At 68.3% G+C, this 13,754-nt stretch carries 15 protein-coding genes; 11 read left to right on the forward strand and 4 right to left on the reverse strand.

Annotated features, from left to right (window positions below):
- Positions 1 to 2: 2 nt before the first annotated feature.
- Genes ASF27_RS17705 through ASF27_RS17715 form a run of 3 tightly spaced genes read left to right on the forward strand, consistent with a single transcriptional unit; the run spans position 3 to position 2,786 of the window.
- The gene (locus ASF27_RS17705) at positions 3 to 1,091 is read left to right on the forward strand and encodes an ABC transporter ATP-binding protein (RefSeq protein ID WP_056362100.1); all 1,089 of its coding nucleotides are present in this window, start codon (positions 3 to 5) and stop codon (positions 1,089 to 1,091) included.
- Between the two features lie 13 nt (positions 1,092 to 1,104).
- Positions 1,105 to 2,001 carry an ABC transporter permease subunit gene (locus ASF27_RS17710; RefSeq protein ID WP_056362103.1) on the forward strand — a complete coding sequence of 299 codons (897 nt, stop codon included), beginning with the start codon at positions 1,105 to 1,107 and terminating at the stop codon, positions 1,999 to 2,001.
- Positions 1,998 to 2,786, forward strand: a complete 789-nt coding sequence (locus ASF27_RS17715; protein WP_056362107.1) for an ABC transporter permease subunit — start codon at positions 1,998 to 2,000, stop codon at positions 2,784 to 2,786. The genes ASF27_RS17710 and ASF27_RS17715 overlap by 4 nt, the downstream gene beginning before the upstream one ends.
- 60 nt (positions 2,787 to 2,846) lie before the next feature.
- Here the strand turns inward: ASF27_RS17715 and ASF27_RS17720 are convergent, their stop codons facing one another.
- The gene (locus ASF27_RS17720) at positions 2,847 to 4,796 is read right to left on the reverse strand and encodes an AsmA family protein (RefSeq protein ID WP_244481035.1); all 1,950 of its coding nucleotides are present in this window, start codon (positions 4,794 to 4,796) and stop codon (positions 2,847 to 2,849) included.
- Positions 4,797 to 5,045: 249 nt separating this feature from the next.
- Here ASF27_RS17720 and ASF27_RS17725 point away from each other — a divergent pair, with 249 nt between their 5' ends.
- The 3 genes from ASF27_RS17725 (at position 5,046) to ASF27_RS17735 (ending at position 6,993) form a co-directional block, all read left to right on the forward strand.
- Positions 5,046 to 5,774, forward strand: a complete 729-nt coding sequence (locus ASF27_RS17725) for a CoA transferase subunit A (RefSeq protein ID WP_056174004.1) — start codon at positions 5,046 to 5,048, stop codon at positions 5,772 to 5,774.
- 22 nt (positions 5,775 to 5,796) lie between these two features.
- Positions 5,797 to 6,456: a 3-oxoacid CoA-transferase subunit B gene (locus tag ASF27_RS17730; protein WP_056174007.1), complete on the forward strand. Its 660-nt coding sequence runs from the start codon at positions 5,797 to 5,799 to the stop codon at positions 6,454 to 6,456.
- 141 nt (positions 6,457 to 6,597) lie between these two features.
- Positions 6,598 to 6,993 carry a hypothetical protein gene (locus tag ASF27_RS17735; protein ID WP_056174012.1) on the forward strand — a complete coding sequence of 132 codons (396 nt, stop codon included), beginning with the start codon at positions 6,598 to 6,600 and terminating at the stop codon, positions 6,991 to 6,993.
- A 65-nt stretch (positions 6,994 to 7,058) separates the two neighbouring features.
- Here the strand turns inward: ASF27_RS17735 and ASF27_RS17740 are convergent, their stop codons facing one another.
- Positions 7,059 to 7,616: a metallophosphoesterase gene (locus ASF27_RS17740; protein ID WP_056174015.1), complete on the reverse strand. Its 558-nt coding sequence runs from the start codon at positions 7,614 to 7,616 to the stop codon at positions 7,059 to 7,061.
- Positions 7,617 to 7,762: 146 nt separating this feature from the next.
- Positions 7,763 to 8,131, reverse strand: a complete 369-nt coding sequence (locus ASF27_RS17745) for a hypothetical protein (protein ID WP_056362111.1) — start codon at positions 8,129 to 8,131, stop codon at positions 7,763 to 7,765.
- Positions 8,132 to 8,415: 284 nt separating this feature from the next.
- On the opposite strand from ASF27_RS17745, the gene gntA reads away from it, so the two are divergent.
- The 4 genes from gntA (at position 8,416) to ASF27_RS17765 (ending at position 11,824) form a co-directional block, all read left to right on the forward strand.
- Positions 8,416 to 9,117, forward strand: coding sequence for a guanitoxin biosynthesis heme-dependent pre-guanitoxin N-hydroxylase GntA (gene gntA / locus ASF27_RS17750; protein ID WP_056362114.1), 702 nt, complete (start codon positions 8,416 to 8,418; stop codon positions 9,115 to 9,117).
- Positions 9,110 to 9,721, forward strand: a complete 612-nt coding sequence (locus tag ASF27_RS17755) for an urea carboxylase-associated family protein (protein ID WP_056362117.1) — start codon at positions 9,110 to 9,112, stop codon at positions 9,719 to 9,721. The genes gntA and ASF27_RS17755 overlap by 8 nt, the downstream gene beginning before the upstream one ends.
- 131 nt (positions 9,722 to 9,852) lie before the next feature.
- Positions 9,853 to 10,866: an SDR family oxidoreductase gene (locus ASF27_RS17760; RefSeq protein ID WP_056362119.1), complete on the forward strand. Its 1,014-nt coding sequence runs from the start codon at positions 9,853 to 9,855 to the stop codon at positions 10,864 to 10,866.
- A 1-nt stretch (position 10,867) separates the two neighbouring features.
- Positions 10,868 to 11,824, forward strand: a complete 957-nt coding sequence (locus tag ASF27_RS17765) for an alpha/beta hydrolase (protein WP_082479264.1) — start codon at positions 10,868 to 10,870, stop codon at positions 11,822 to 11,824.
- Between the two features lie 307 nt (positions 11,825 to 12,131).
- On the opposite strand, the gene ASF27_RS17770 is transcribed toward ASF27_RS17765, so the two are convergent.
- Complete coding sequence (locus ASF27_RS17770) at positions 12,132 to 12,641, reverse strand: ferritin-like domain-containing protein (protein ID WP_056362122.1); 510 nt, start codon at positions 12,639 to 12,641, stop codon at positions 12,132 to 12,134.
- A 348-nt stretch (positions 12,642 to 12,989) separates the two neighbouring features.
- Between ASF27_RS17770 and ASF27_RS17775 the strand changes: the two genes are divergently transcribed.
- On the forward strand, positions 12,990 to 13,751 hold the full coding sequence (locus tag ASF27_RS17775) for a histidine phosphatase family protein (protein WP_056174028.1): 762 nt from the start codon (positions 12,990 to 12,992) through the stop codon (positions 13,749 to 13,751).
- Positions 13,752 to 13,754: the final 3 nt, after the last annotated feature.

The raw sequence follows: 13,754 nt of genomic DNA on the forward strand, positions 1-13,754 counted from the left end.
CCTTGGGCGATACCGGTTCGGTGCCCCGCCTCGGTCTGGAGGGAGTCACGAAGCGTTTCGGCGACGGGGTCGCCGTAGCGGATGTGTCGCTGGCCCTGGCGGCGGGGGAATTCTTCTGCCTGCTTGGGCCATCGGGCTGCGGCAAGAGCACGTTGCTGCGTCTGATCGCGGGTTTCGAGACGCCGAGCACCGGGCTCATCCGGGTCGATGGTCGGGATCTGGCAGGCCTGCCGCCGCATCGGCGGCCGGTGAACATGATGTTCCAATCCTATGCTCTGTTCCCGCACAAGACCGTCGCGGGCAACATCGCCTACGGCCTCGATGGTCTGAGCCGGACGGACAGGAGCGCCCGGGTGAAGACCCTGCTGGCCCGCGTGCGCCTGGAGAACTTCGAAGACCGCAGGATCGAGACCCTGTCCGGCGGCCAGCGTCAGCGCGTGGCCTTGGCCCGCGCTCTGGCCCGCGAGCCGGGCGTCCTTCTCCTCGACGAGCCCCTTGGCGCCCTCGATCGGGGCCTTCGCGAGGAGACGCAAGGCGAGTTGCGCGCCCTTCAGCGCCGGCTCGGCACCACCTTCGTCATGGTCACGCATGATCCCGGCGAGGCGATGGCGCTGGCCGACCGCATCGGGGTGATGGATCGGGGCCGCCTCGTGCAGGTGGGCGACGCCACCACCCTGTACGAACGTCCCGCGACCCGCTTCGTCGCCGGCCTGCTCGGCGACGTGAACCTGATTCCCGGCCGGATCACCGGGCGCGACGGCGAGTGGATCGTGGTCGAGACCGGGTTCGGCCCGCTGCGCGCCTCTGCCTCCGAATCCGCCCCGGGGGAGGGGGAAGCGGTCACCCTCGCCCTTCGCCCGGAACGGATCGGCATGGATGCCTCGGAGGGACCCGCCGGCACGATCACGGAGGTGACCTACCTCGGCGAGCGCGTGCGCAGGCAGGTCCGCATGAACGATGGTACGCTCCTGCGGGTGAGTACGCCGGCGGCGAGCCATGCATTCGGCCTCCAGGCCCGGGACCTCCATGGCCCAGGCGACACGATCCGCCTCGACCTCGCCCCCGAGGCCTGCCGGATCCTACCGCCATGATCCGGTTGCCGGCATGATCAGACCCGCCCGCCTCCTGGCCCTGGTACCGGCCCTGTGGCTCGGAGCCTTCGTGCTCCTGCCGGGCCTGATCATCCTCAAGATCAGCCTCTCCTCTGCGGCCACGGCCCAGCCGCCCTACCTGCCCGTGCTCGATTGGAGTGCGGGCCTGGAGGGGTGGAGCAGCTTCCTCGAAGCCCTCGATTTCACCAATTTCGAAACCCTCCTGAGCGATACCCTCTACCGGGACGCCGCCCTGTCGTCCCTGGCGCTGGCAGGGCTCGCGACACTGATCCTGGCGCTGATCGGCACGCCCATCGCCCATGCCATGGCGCGCGCGCCGGAACGGGCGCAACCCCTGCTGGTCGCCCTCGTCATCGTGCCGTTCTGGACGAGCTTCCTCATCCGCATCTACGCCTGGATCGCGATCCTCAAGCCGGAAGGCCTCCTGAGCGGCGCCCTCCTGCGCCTCGGACTGGTCGACCGCCCCCTGGAGATCCTCGGCACGCAAGGGGCGATCCTCATCGGGCTGACCTACGCCTATCTGCCGTTCATGGTGCTGCCGCTCTACGCCGTCATGGCGCGCCTCGACCCGCATCTGCGCGAGGCCGCGGCGGACCTCGGCGCCTCGCCGGCGCGGGTCTTCTGGAGCGTAACCTTGCCCTTGGCGCGGCCGGGCCTCATGGCCGGAGCGCTCCTGTGCTTCGTGCCGATGGTCGGCGAATTCATCATCCCGGATCTGCTCGGCGGCTCCGACACCCTGATGCTCGGTCGCGTTCTGTGGAGCGAGTTCTTCTCCAATCGCGACTGGCCGCTGGCGTCCGCGGTGGCGATCCTCATGCTCGCCCTCCTGGTCGTCCCCCTGGTTCTCCTGCGCGACTCCGGCGCGCGTCCAGGGGAGGCGGGGCGGTGAGCGCCTTCGGCCGCCTCATCTTAAGCCTCGGCCTCGCCTTCCTGTACGGGCCGATCTTCGTTCTCGTGGCGTACTCGTTCAACGCCTCGGCGCTGGTCACGGTCTGGGGTGGATTCTCGACCCGCTGGTACGGCGTACTGTTCGCCGATGGGCCGTTGCTCGCCGCCGCAACCGTGTCCCTGCACGTCGGCGTCGCGGCGGCGGCGCTCGCCACCCTTTTCGGCACCTTCGCGGCGCTCGCCCTCGATCGCGGCGGACGTTTCCCCGGTCGGCCCGTCTTCAGCGGCCTTCTCTACGTTCCCATGGTCATGCCTGAGGTCGTCACCGGGCTGGCCCTGCTGCTGCTGTTCGTCGGAACCGGCTTCGAGCGCGGCCTCGTCACCCTCGTGGTGGCGCACGCCACCCTCGGCCTCGGCTTCGTCGCGGTGATCGTCAGTGCCCGGTTGAAAGGCATCGACCGTGCCCTGGAGGAAGCGGCCGCAGATCTCGGCGCCGGGCCGCTGCGTGTGTTCGCCACGGTCACCCTGCCGCTCATCGCTCCGGCAGTGGCGGCGGGCTTCCTGCTGGCCTTCACCCTGTCCCTCGACGATCTCGTGATTGCGAGCTTCGTCACCGGACCGGGCGCCACCACTCTGCCGATGCGCCTCTACAGCCAGGTCCGCCTCGGGGTGAACCCGGAAATCAACGCCGCCTCGACACTGCTGGTCGGTGGCGTCACCACCATCGTCCTCACCGCCTCATGGCTGTCGGCACGTCCCGCACGGTCTTCGGTGAAATCCGTCTGATCGCCGCGCGATGCGGGCGACCATCGGCTGGCGCTACACCGATGGGGCGACGGAGCAGAATCAGGGCGCGTAGGCACGGGCGGCCGGCGGTAGATCCGGCTTCCCGCCTGCCGCAGGGTGGCGCAGGGCACCGGTCGCCGTGAAGCCGGTGTCGCCATCCTCCGGGGCGGCCTTGCGGACCACGACGGCGTTCCACGGGCCGGTGATGGCATAACTCGGCCCCGGTCGGGTGGTTCCATCGGGGGCCGCGCGCGGCAGGATCTGCGCCCGCGTCTCGATGCGACGCTCGGGGAGGACGACGGCGCCGCTCAAGGCTCCGGTCAGCGCCGATGTCCGCAGGGTGGCGTCGACGATTTCTCCGATGCCATCGACGACCCGCAGGCTCAGGCCGGCATGCTCGAAGGCGGTCCGGCCGTTGCGGCGAGCCAGCGCGCCGGCCGCGACGGCACCGTTGCGGTGGACGACATCGGCGAGATCGATCCCCGCCAGGGCACCACCATCGATGGCGACGCTCGCGCGTCCATCGATATGGCGCACGAGGGCGTCCGGCGTCGTTCCAGCGCCCTCGAAGGTGAACTGACCGCGTGCGCCTCCGAACACCCAGCGATCCTGGCCGAGATCGACCAGGAGGGCGCCGAAGTCGAGACGGTCGAACGCGCCCTGGAGCCTGACCTCGGTCTTGTCCGGATCGTCCACCCCGGGCGTGAGGCCGAGGCGGCCCTTCACCAGCCCCCCCTGCAGGGTCGCGCGATTCAGGGATGCCTCGATACCGCCCTGGCGCACCAGGACGCTCGCGGCCACGTCCTCGAACGCGAGCGGTCCCATGCGGGCCTGGCCGGCCGAGATCCGCAAATCGAGGTCTCCCCCCGTGAGGGGCCGCAGGGCGAGACTGCGCCCGGTCCGACCCGGCGGGTCGTCCGCATCGAGGCCGAAGAGGCGCAGGGTTTCGGCGAGGAGGGGCGCGAGGTTGAGGGTGTCGGCCGCCAGGGTCGCCTGGATCGACGGACGCGCACCTGCCAGGGAAACGGAGCCGGCGCCCTCGAAACGGTCCTCGCCGATATTCAGGCGCACGCTCGGCAAAAGAAGGGTCCGCTCGCGTACCTCGAAGCGGCCCGAGAGGGCGAGGGCTTCGATCACCGGGGAGAGAGCCATATCGCCCCCCATCCACCCCAGGGTCTCGGACACGGATCGAGTCCGCAGACTGGCGCTGCCGGTGAGCGCCGGTTGAGCCGTGAAAGACCCATCTCCCTCGATGGAAAGGCTGCCCGCCGGCCAATCGGCCGTCGCCGCGAACGGGCTGCGTGCGCCGGCGGCGAGATCGGCCGCCCGTAATCCCGAAACGGTGAAGCGGGCCGGAACCGCGTTCCAGCGGAACGCGCCCGCGATGTCGATCTCCGCGCTCCAGGCCGGCCAGGAGACGTTGAGATCAACATCCTGCGCGGTCTGGGTCTGTCCGTCACGCAAGTCGCGCCCGGTCACGGTGACACGGCTCAGGGTCAGGCGACGGGGATGGGCCGCGCCCGGCTCCAACAGACGCGCGGCCCGTGCCCTCGGTTCGGCCCACCGCATATCGTCGTCGCGGGTCGGCAGGTTCACCATCCCGCCCTCGAGGGAGGCGGTGGTGACCTCGATGCGGCCAGTCAGGAGGGCGAAGAGATTGAACTGGAGCTTGAGGGCTCCGCCTTCGGCGAGGGGGATCTCGCCGCCCATCGAAGTGAGGCGCACGCCGCCGAGGCTGAGGCGGGGCAGGGGAAGGAGAGCCGATTCCGCGGGGCCGGAGGCGCTCAGGACGATCCCGTAGGTACGCGCGAGCGGGCCGCCGAGAAAGGCGACCGCGCGCTCGGTCGGTACCGCCCACGGGAGACAGCCCGCCGCGAGGACGGCGGCCAGGACACCCAGGCCGAGGAGGGAAGCGAGACGTCGCAGCGACAGGGCACTCCGTGCGGAGGAACGCGAGCCGGACCCTTCCGGCGCGTCCAGCCGATGATCGTCGCGGGCGCCCCCACCCATCGACGAACACTGATGCGATTCAAATCCCTACGCCCTCCGGAGCGGTTTGTCTCCCAGGGCCCGGGGCCGTGCACCGGCCAATGCCGGCGCGGGAGGGGACGTCCGAATCGGATGACACCCGTGGGGACCTGTCGGGGCGCATGGTAAACCCCCGCTGGTCATCACGAATTGCTTGGCGTAACCGCAGCGAGGCGCGATGCTGACGGCGGGCGGAAAACCTGTTGCCGGAGACCTTTGGGGAGGGCGTTGATGAAGAAGGTACGCAAGGATGCGACGGAGGCCCTGGCCGGTCTCCTGACCGACGGGATGACGGTGATGGCCGGGGGCTTCGGCCTGTGCGGGATCCCCGACGAACTCATCGACGCGATCCGCGCGTCGGGGGTCAAGAACCTCACCGTGATCTCGAACAACGCCGGCATCGACGGCGTCGGCCTCGGCAAGCTGCTCGAGACCCGGCAGGTCGCCAAGATGATTTCGTCCTACGTCGGCGAGAACAAGGAATTCGCCCGGCAGTATCTCGGCGGCGAACTCGCCATCGAGTTCAATCCGCAGGGGACCCTCGCCGAGCGCATCCGCGCGGGCGGTGCCGGCATTCCGGCCTTCTTCACCAAGACGGGCGTCGGCACCCTCATCGCCGAGGGCAAGGAGGTGCGTGAGTTCGAGGGTGAGAACTACGTGATGGAGCGCGGTCTGTTCGCCGATCTGTCCATCGTCCACGCCTGGAAGGGCGATACGGAGGGCAACCTCGTCTACCGGAAGACGGCGCGCAACTTCAATCCGATGATGGCCACGGCCGCCAAGGTCACCGTCGCCCAAGTCGAGCACCTCGTGCAGCCGGGCGAGATCGACGGTGACGCGGTCCACACGCCGGGCATCTTCATCAAGCGGATGATCCACGTGGCGACCCGCGAGAAACGCATCGAGCAGCGCACGACGCGCAAGCGCGGCGAGCCCGCCATCCCCCCCGCCGCCGTCTGACGAGAACGCAGGAGACACCCCCATGGCCTGGACCCGCGAACAGATGGCGGAGCGCGCCGCCAAGGAGCTGCGCGACGGCTTCTACGTGAACCTCGGCATCGGCATTCCGACGCTGGTGTCGAACTACATTCCCGACGGCATGTCGGTGCAGCTGCAATCGGAGAACGGCATGCTCGGCATGGGCCCGTTCCCGTTCGAGGGCGAGGAGGACCCCGACCTCATCAACGCCGGCAAGCAGACCATCACCGAGCTGCCGACCACGAGCTACTTCTCGTCCTCCGACTCGTTCGGAATGGTGCGGGGCGGGCACATCAACCTGTCGATCCTCGGCGCCATGCAGGTCGCTCAGAACGGCGATCTCGCCAACTGGATGATCCCCGGCAAGATGGTGAAGGGCATGGGCGGCGCCATGGACCTCGTGGCCGGCGTCAAGCGCGTCGTGGTGGTGATGGAGCATGTCGCCCGCAACAAGGACGGCTCCGAATCCCCCAAGCTTCTCTCGGCCTGCGACCTGCCGCTGACGGGAACGCAGGTGGTCGACCTCGTGATCACGGATCTCGGGGTCTTCACCATCGACAAGAAGGGGAACGGCGGCATGACCCTGATCGAGCTCGCCGACGGCGTGACCGAGGACGACATCCGGGCGAAGACCGAAGGGGCCTTCACGACGCGTCTCGCCTGAGCCGCCTCGTTTCGGGACGCCGAAGCCGGGCACGGCGCCCGCATGGCTAAGCGCCCGTTAAGCCGACTCGTCGAAATGTCGGCGCAGGCCGGGGACCGGGCGTTCCCGGCCTGCGTTGCGTAAGACGAGGATGATCGGCTGATGGATCACGTTCCGGCAAGGATGGACAATGTCGTGCCGTTCCGGCGGGCGGCCCCCACGACCCCACCCCCGGCCGGAAGCGTTCCGCGCAAGGCCACCAACGCGACCCGGCGCGGCGACCAGCGCGCGGTGATGGATGCGGTCTACGCCACCGGCACTCTGGCGGTCGCGGCCGGGGACCGGGAGACCAAGCTCATCGCCGCCCGTCTCCAGGTCTACGGCTTCCTGACCATCGAGGAGATCGACACCGACGGTGCGCTCCGGCGCCTGCGGCCCTCCGAGTCGATCCGCGCCCGGCCCGAACGCCCCTGGCGTGTCACCAAGGCGAGCTACGGCGCCGGTCTCGCCGTCTCGATCCCGGCCGTCGACGGCTTCCTGTTCGAACAGCCGGCCTGAGCGGAGGGCATCATGCGGTTCCCAGCGGAGCCGTGCGCTCGGGGCTAAGATCCTCGCGTTCGAGCTCAGCGCAGGCCGCGCAGCGCCATTTCCTCCGGCGCCTGTTCGGCGGCGTCCTGGCGCGCCAGCGCGGTCGCGAGATCGACGGGGCGGTAATCCCATGCGTCCATGCCGACATCGCAGGCACGGCTCGTGTCGGGCAGGCACGCATGCGTGTGTCCGTAGAGATGCCGCGTCCCACGCCAGAAGCCCGGCCAGGACCGGTGCGGGTAGTGCGACAGGAACAGGCGCCACGCCGCGCCGTCGGATGCCGCCACGGTGATCCGGGCGCTCGCCTCCGGCGGATCCGCCCATGGCAGGTCCAGCACCCGGTTGGTGTCGTGATTGCCACGGATGAGCCGTTTGGTGCCGTTGAGGCGCGCGAACACCCACGCGCAATGCGCGCGACTGGCCCCTGCGGCGAAGTCCCCGAGGTGCCAGACGTCGTCGTGGGGGCCGACGACAGCGTTCCAGCGGTCGATCAGGGCTTCGTCATGGCCCTCGACGGAGCCGAAGGCGGACCGGCGCCGCTCCACGAGGGGCGCGTCTCCGAAGTGGGTGTCGGCCGTGAAGAAGGTTGCCATGCATCCTGCCGGGAGGGGCGCCCCCGGGACTCGAGAACGGCGAAAGGGCTCGCGGTTCCCGACATGGCGCGGCCCGAGCGGCCAGCAAGGCGACGTGCTGACTCAGGCGAGCCGACACCGTCGTCTTCCTGGCCGAACCGGCGCCGTCAGTCGTTGACCGCCGGAATGGCGAGCGGGGGGGTCTGCTGGTGCTGCACGACACGCCACTCCTCGTGGGAGAGACGTCGATACGTCGAGGTGCAATTGGCTTCGTAGATCTCATCGTCCCGCGAAGCTTTCGCATTGTAGGCGATGACGATGAGGCCTTCCTGCGGACGGGAGATCTGGCCGTTGGAGATGTCGATGTTCGACCAGCGCGGCGTATTGGCGACGGCCTCGATCGCCTGCTTGCCACTCATCACGAAGGGTGGGTGCGGCAGGACCATCAGGCATTCGCCGTCGACCAGTTCGCGATAATGATCGGCATCGCCGACCCAGAGACTCTTCTCGAAAGACCAGACCCGATTGTCGTCCACGGTGATATTCTCCCTCGTCCAAGGCTCAAGATCCAAGGCTGGTAGGAGAAGCCCAGCGCCGAAGGTTCGTTCCGCCGTCGTTCCGAGCCCTCGAATACGCTGCCCGCCGAGGATCGGGCCGACGGCCTGAACGCGGGGGTCGTACCGACGAGCGAATCCCCTGTTGGCAAGTCCCGCGACTTCTCGTCCACCTCGGAACACCCTGCGCCTGCCCCCTGTTGCCCAGATCCACGCCACCGGCTGCCGCACTCCTGCGCAACCGGGTGGCTGAGTGACGAGTGCGTATGCAGTTTCCGAGAGACGACCGCGATCACGCTTTGGCCCACGCGTTCCGCGACTTCATCCGCGACCCGCCGTTCCCCTGTGTCGGCGCGAAATCGGCCTTGTCCAAGGGGCAGATGAAGATCGTGGTGGCCCGCGACATCACCTCCGGCTGGGACGACATGCGGATCTATCCCGCCCTCCTGGCCTTCGCGGCGCGCTACAAGCGGGCGCCTGATCTGTTTCAGAGCTTCGCAGTGGTGTTCGAGGGGCCGGGGGACCTCGGCGAAGAGCAGTTCGAACACCATCTCTGGGCCCGCGCCCAATCCCTCGCCGACAAGGATTGCTGGCTTGGCCAGCCATGGGACCAGCGTGTAGCCGACGATCCCGAGAGTCCGCATTTCTCCCTGAGTTTCGGCGGCGAGGCCTTCTTCATCGTCGGCCTGCATCCACGCGCGAGCCGACCCGCCCGGCGCTTCTCCTCTCCGGCGCTCGTGTTCAATCTTCACGCCCAGTTCGAGGCCCTGCGGGCGGCCAACCGTTACGAGAAGCTGCGGACCTCGATCCTCGAACGCGATGCGGCGTTGGCCGGGTCCGTGAACCCGATGCTGGCCCGCCACGGGGAAATGTCGGAGGCGCGCCAGTACAGTGGGCGGGCGGTGTCCGAGGCTTGGCGCTGCCCCTTCCAGGGCCGGACCGGAGCAGGCGGAACACACGATGTGTGAGGCGCACGCATTCAAAGAGATCGCGCCGCGCTCAGGCGTCGCCTTCACCCTCGACAGGGGGCAGCGCCTCACGGTCATCGACCCGAAGGGCGAGCAGGTCGCGGATCTGTTGGCCTACAACCGGCGCGATACCGGTGAAGTCCTTTCTTCCGGGCGCACCCTCGACTACGCGAGCCGGATCTACCTCACCACGGGCGACCCACTGTATTCCAACCGCTCCAACGTGATGCTCACCATCGTGGCCGACACGGTCGGGCGCCACGACTTCCTGCTGACCCCGTGCTCGAAGGATACCTTCCGGATCATCTATGGCGACACCGACCCGCATCGCGGCTGCTTCGGCAATCTGGCAGCGGCGCTCGCCCCCTACGGCATCGAGCCGGATCAGATCCCCATCGCGTTCAACTGCTTCATGAATGTGCCCATCGATGCGACGACCGGTGTCATCCGCGTGGAGGCGCCCCTGAGCCGAGCGGGAGATCACATCACCTTCGAAGCTCAGACCGACCTCGTCATCGGCCTGACGGCGTGTTCGGCCCTGCAATCCAACAACGGGAGCTTCAAGCCGATCCATTACCGAATCGATCCTCCAGCAGGTGCATGAGCGGAAGGGGGACATTCCGGCGCGCGTGAAATCCGCGCAAGCACGTCGTTGTCCGCAACGCCTCCGACTCCTGCGCGTAGGCCTTCCGATAGGGGCCCTCGCTGGCACCCACCGAAGCGGAGGAACGGTAGATGAAGCATAAGGCCCTGCGCGATCAGGTGATCGTCATCACCGGCGCCTCGTCCGGTATCGGCCTCGCCACGGCCCGCATGGCCGTGAAGAGCGGCGCGCGCGTCGTGCTCGCGGCCCGCAGCGGCACGGCCCTCGCCGCAATCGTGTCGGAGATCGAGGCGAGCGGCGGGCGGGCGGTCTCCGTCGTGGCGGATGTCGGTGTGCGGTCCGATGTCGAGACGATCGCAGAAGTGGCGGTCGCGACGTTCGGAGGCTTCGACACCTGGGTCAACGTCGCCGGCGTCACCATCTACGGTCCGCTGACGGAGGTGTCCGACGCAGATCATGCCCGACTGGTGCAGACCAACCTCTGGGGCACCGTCTATGGCTCCCTCGTCGCCGTCGCGCATCTCGGGCGGCGGGGTGGAGCGCTCATCAATGTCGGCAGCGTCGCCTCCGATCTCGCCTTCCCGTTCCAAGGAATGTACTCGGCGACAAAGCATGCGGTGAAAGGCTTTACCGATGCGTTGCGCATGGAATTGCGGCACGCCGGCACTCCGGTCTCGGTAAGCTTGATCAAGCCGACGTCCATCGACACGCCCCTGCCACGGCGTGCCCGCAACTACATGAACCGCGAACCGATGCTGCCCCCGCCGGTCTACCCGCCGGAAGAGGTCGCAAACGCAATCCTGCACTGTGCCGTGCATCCGCAGCGCGACGTCTTCGTCGGTGGCGCCGGCAAGGTGTTCGCGGCCAGCAAGGAATTCGCGCCCGGCGCGTTCGATCTCCTCGCCCCGGCCATCGTCGCCTTTCAGCAGCGGCCCGGCCGCCCAAGACGTCCGGCGGGCACGCTCCACGGACCGGAGCAGGACGACACCGGTCATGCGAGGGGCGATCAGCCCGGCTACGTCATGCGAACAAGCGCCTATACCCGTGCCAGCCTTCACCCGGTCGCGCTGATCGCCGGCGCAGTCGGTCTCGGCCTTGCCGCGACGGCTCTGGTGGCGCCGCGTTCCACCGGCCGACGGTCCTGAGATGAGGGCGACCGCACAGCGCCTGCCATCCCCGCCACCCGTTCAACCTTCGACGGCCGACCGGGCTGTGGCGCGCCGGGTCGTCGACCTGGGCCAGGGTCGCACCCTCGCCTATGCGGAGGCGGGGGAGGGCCCCGCCATCGTCCTCATCCACGGGACATTGATGGCCCTGGAGGATTCCTGGCTCGCCCTCGTGCCGACCTTGGCCCAGCACTATCGCGTCATCGCGGTGGATCGACCAGGCCATGGGATGAGTGCGCGGCGGCGGCTCGTCGATGCCTCACCCTGGCGCCAAGCGGAGATCATCCGGGATGCGATGGCGGCCATCGGCGTCGACCGCCCGTTGCTGATCGGTCACTCCTTCGGGGGCACCGTCGCGTTGTGCCACGCCCTGCGATTTCCGGAACAGACGACCGGAATCCTCGCCCTCGCGCCGCTGTGCTTCCCGGAGATGCGTCTGGAACAGGTGCTCTTCGGGCCGCGGTTCACGCCCGGCCTCGGAGAGGTTCTGGGGCCATTGCTCGCGGGATCGGCCGACCCTGCCCTGCTGCCGCTCCTATGGCGCGCGATCTTCCTGCCTCAGGCCATGCCGTCCTCGGTTGCCGAACGCTTTCCGTTCGCGCTGGCGAGCGGGTCGGAGCGGATGATCGCCGAAGGGGAGGATGCCGTCAGTGTCTGGACGGCGCTGACCCGCGCCGCGGCCGCTTACGGAACCTGCAAGGTGCCGGTTCATATCCTCGGGGGCACCGCCGACTTGGTTGTCAACAACGCCCTCCACGGCGCTCTGGCGGCGCAAGCGATCCCACGCGCGCACTTCGACTGGGTGCCGGGCGCCGGCCATATGCTTCATCATTTTCACCAGGACACCGTGCTGGCGTCCGTGAGAGATCTGATCGAGCGTGACCACGTCGGACAAACAGGTCGGACAGGCGCAGCGCCCAAACTCGGCACACGGTGATCTCGGCCGACGAAGCTCGGTTCGAGACGCAACGGCACCGTCGAATCACGCGACAGCCCCGCCGCCCGATCGGATCACGGGTCGACGGGGCGTGCTTACGCAACAGGAGCCGGTACGCAACTTGGCTCGCAGCGAGAATGCCGGGGCTCGGTTATCATCACGTATCGTCACGGCACCCGGATTTCCCGAAACGGGAAAGGCCTCGAAGGCTCGGGGCCGATCCCACGTCGGTAGACACCGCTCCGAGACGTCCGGACCCTCTCCGGGTCGACCCGGGCCGCCAGGCTGTCTTCCCCACGCGCGAGCGCTACCGGCTCGCAGTCGCACCGCTCAGGGTCAGTTCGAGGTAGCGCTGGGTCGTCGGCGCCACGAGGGCGGCGACGGCCTTGGCCATGCCTTCCTCCTGCTGGAGGGACAACGTGAAAGCCGACCTGTGCGCGCTCTGGCCGGCAGCCTCGCCGATGGTGAGAAGCGACGTATAGGCGGCGATCTCGAAATTCTCGAAGGCTTGGTTCGCAAAGGTGTTCTTGAGGATCTCGTCCTGGGCCGGCACGTGAGCGATGGCCATCATGTTGCCGACGAATCCAAGGAATCCCTCCTTCAGGGCAGACGGCGTTTCCGACAGGGACGAGAGAGCTTCCTCCAACCGGTCGCGTTGGCCATGGGTTTCCTCGATGTGGCGGCGGAGAGCGACCTCCATTTCCGGATAGTTCTCGAGGCGCTCGACCTGCCGCTCCATGATCTGGAGCGCCTGCAACTCCAGGGCGTGGGTATTCTTGAGGGCCGTGACGTAGATCGCTCGTGCATCGCTGGTCATCGGACGCTTTCCTTACGACGATGGCGGCTATGGCCAAGTTACTGCGGTGAACTGCGCCTTGATGGCACGTGGTTCTTCGACAACTCTGCTCATGCCAACCCGTTGCGTATGCGCGATCAGAACCACGATGACGCTGAGCCGCACCTTCCATCCCGTTGGTGATCTTGCCCGTTGGTGATCTTGTGACACTTTGCCCCTGCCGCCACGCGAGCATCGCGCATCAAGCCATGGGCAACCCTGCGAGGCGACGAGGCCGGCGGCCCGGGAACCAGGGCGGCACCCAACCGGAACGTGGCCGCTGGCGGGGCGTTGCGCTCGGTCTAACCGATCGGCGCTCCGGAGATTTCCGTGCCACAGGGACACCCACTTCGGCTCTGGATCGTCCGCCACGGCGAGAGCTCCGGCAACGTCGCCCGGGATGCCGCACAGGCGACGGGCGCAGCCCGGATCGACATCCCCGAGCGCGATGTCGACGTCCCCTTGAGCGCCCTCGGACATCGGCAGGCCGGTGCCGTCGGCCGCTGGTTCGCGGCCTTGCCCGAGGACGAGCGCCCGAATCTGCTCCTCGCCTCGCCCTATCGTCGTGCGGTCGAGACCGCCGAAGCGATCAGGGGGGCGGGCGGCCTCGCGGCGGCGGCACCACCGCTTCTCGTCGACGAGCGCCTGCGGGAGAAGGAATTCGGCATCCTCGATCGCCTGACACGCGCCGGCATCGAGCGATACCATCCCGAGCAGGCCGCACTCCGGAGCGACCTCGGAAAGTTCTACCACCGCCCCCCAGGCGGCGAGAGCTGGTGCGACGTGATCCTGCGCCTGCGCAGCGCGCTGGATACGATCTCGCTCCATCACGATGGCCGCCGGGTGCTTCTCGTCGCACATCAGGTCGTGGTGCTGTGCTTGCGGTATCTTCTCGAGGAGATGACCGAGGATGGGATCCTCAGCATCGACGCGGACGGCGACGTAGCGAATTGTGGGGTGACCGAGTACGCCTTCTCGGCGTCGGCAGCGCCCGGCAGCGGTCTCGCGCTGGTGCGCTACAACTTCGTCGCACCCCTTGAGGCGGACGGCGCCCCCGTTACCTCCGAACCGGACACCGACGCCGTGCAATAGTTT

The organism is Methylobacterium sp. Leaf102 (assembly GCF_001422425.1).
GTDB lineage: Bacteria > Pseudomonadota > Alphaproteobacteria > Rhizobiales > Beijerinckiaceae > Methylobacterium.

What these genes read in the sequence shown, in the direction of transcription:
- ASF27_RS17730 (WP_056174007.1), top strand. Translation starts at nt 5,797, where the DNA reads ATGGCCTGGACCCGCGAACAGATGGCGGAGCGCGCCGCCAAGGAGCTG.
- ASF27_RS17765 (WP_082479264.1), top strand. Translation starts at nt 10,868, where the DNA reads ATGAGGGCGACCGCACAGCGCCTGCCATCCCCGCCACCCGTTCAACCT.
- ASF27_RS17740 (WP_056174015.1), bottom strand. Translation starts at nt 7,616, where the DNA reads ATGGCAACCTTCTTCACGGCCGACACCCACTTCGGAGACGCGCCCCTC.
- ASF27_RS17735 (WP_056174012.1), top strand. Translation starts at nt 6,598, where the DNA reads ATGGATCACGTTCCGGCAAGGATGGACAATGTCGTGCCGTTCCGGCGG.
- gntA (WP_056362114.1), top strand. Translation starts at nt 8,416, where the DNA reads ATGCAGTTTCCGAGAGACGACCGCGATCACGCTTTGGCCCACGCGTTC.
- ASF27_RS17760 (WP_056362119.1), top strand. Translation starts at nt 9,853, where the DNA reads ATGAAGCATAAGGCCCTGCGCGATCAGGTGATCGTCATCACCGGCGCC.
- ASF27_RS17755 (WP_056362117.1), top strand. Translation starts at nt 9,110, where the DNA reads ATGTGTGAGGCGCACGCATTCAAAGAGATCGCGCCGCGCTCAGGCGTC.
- ASF27_RS17770 (WP_056362122.1), bottom strand. Translation starts at nt 12,641, where the DNA reads ATGACCAGCGATGCACGAGCGATCTACGTCACGGCCCTCAAGAATACC.
- ASF27_RS17720 (WP_244481035.1), bottom strand. Translation starts at nt 4,796, where the DNA reads ATGGGTGGGGGCGCCCGCGACGATCATCGGCTGGACGCGCCGGAAGGG.
- ASF27_RS17725 (WP_056174004.1), top strand. Translation starts at nt 5,046, where the DNA reads ATGAAGAAGGTACGCAAGGATGCGACGGAGGCCCTGGCCGGTCTCCTG.
- ASF27_RS17710 (WP_056362103.1), top strand. Translation starts at nt 1,105, where the DNA reads ATGATCAGACCCGCCCGCCTCCTGGCCCTGGTACCGGCCCTGTGGCTC.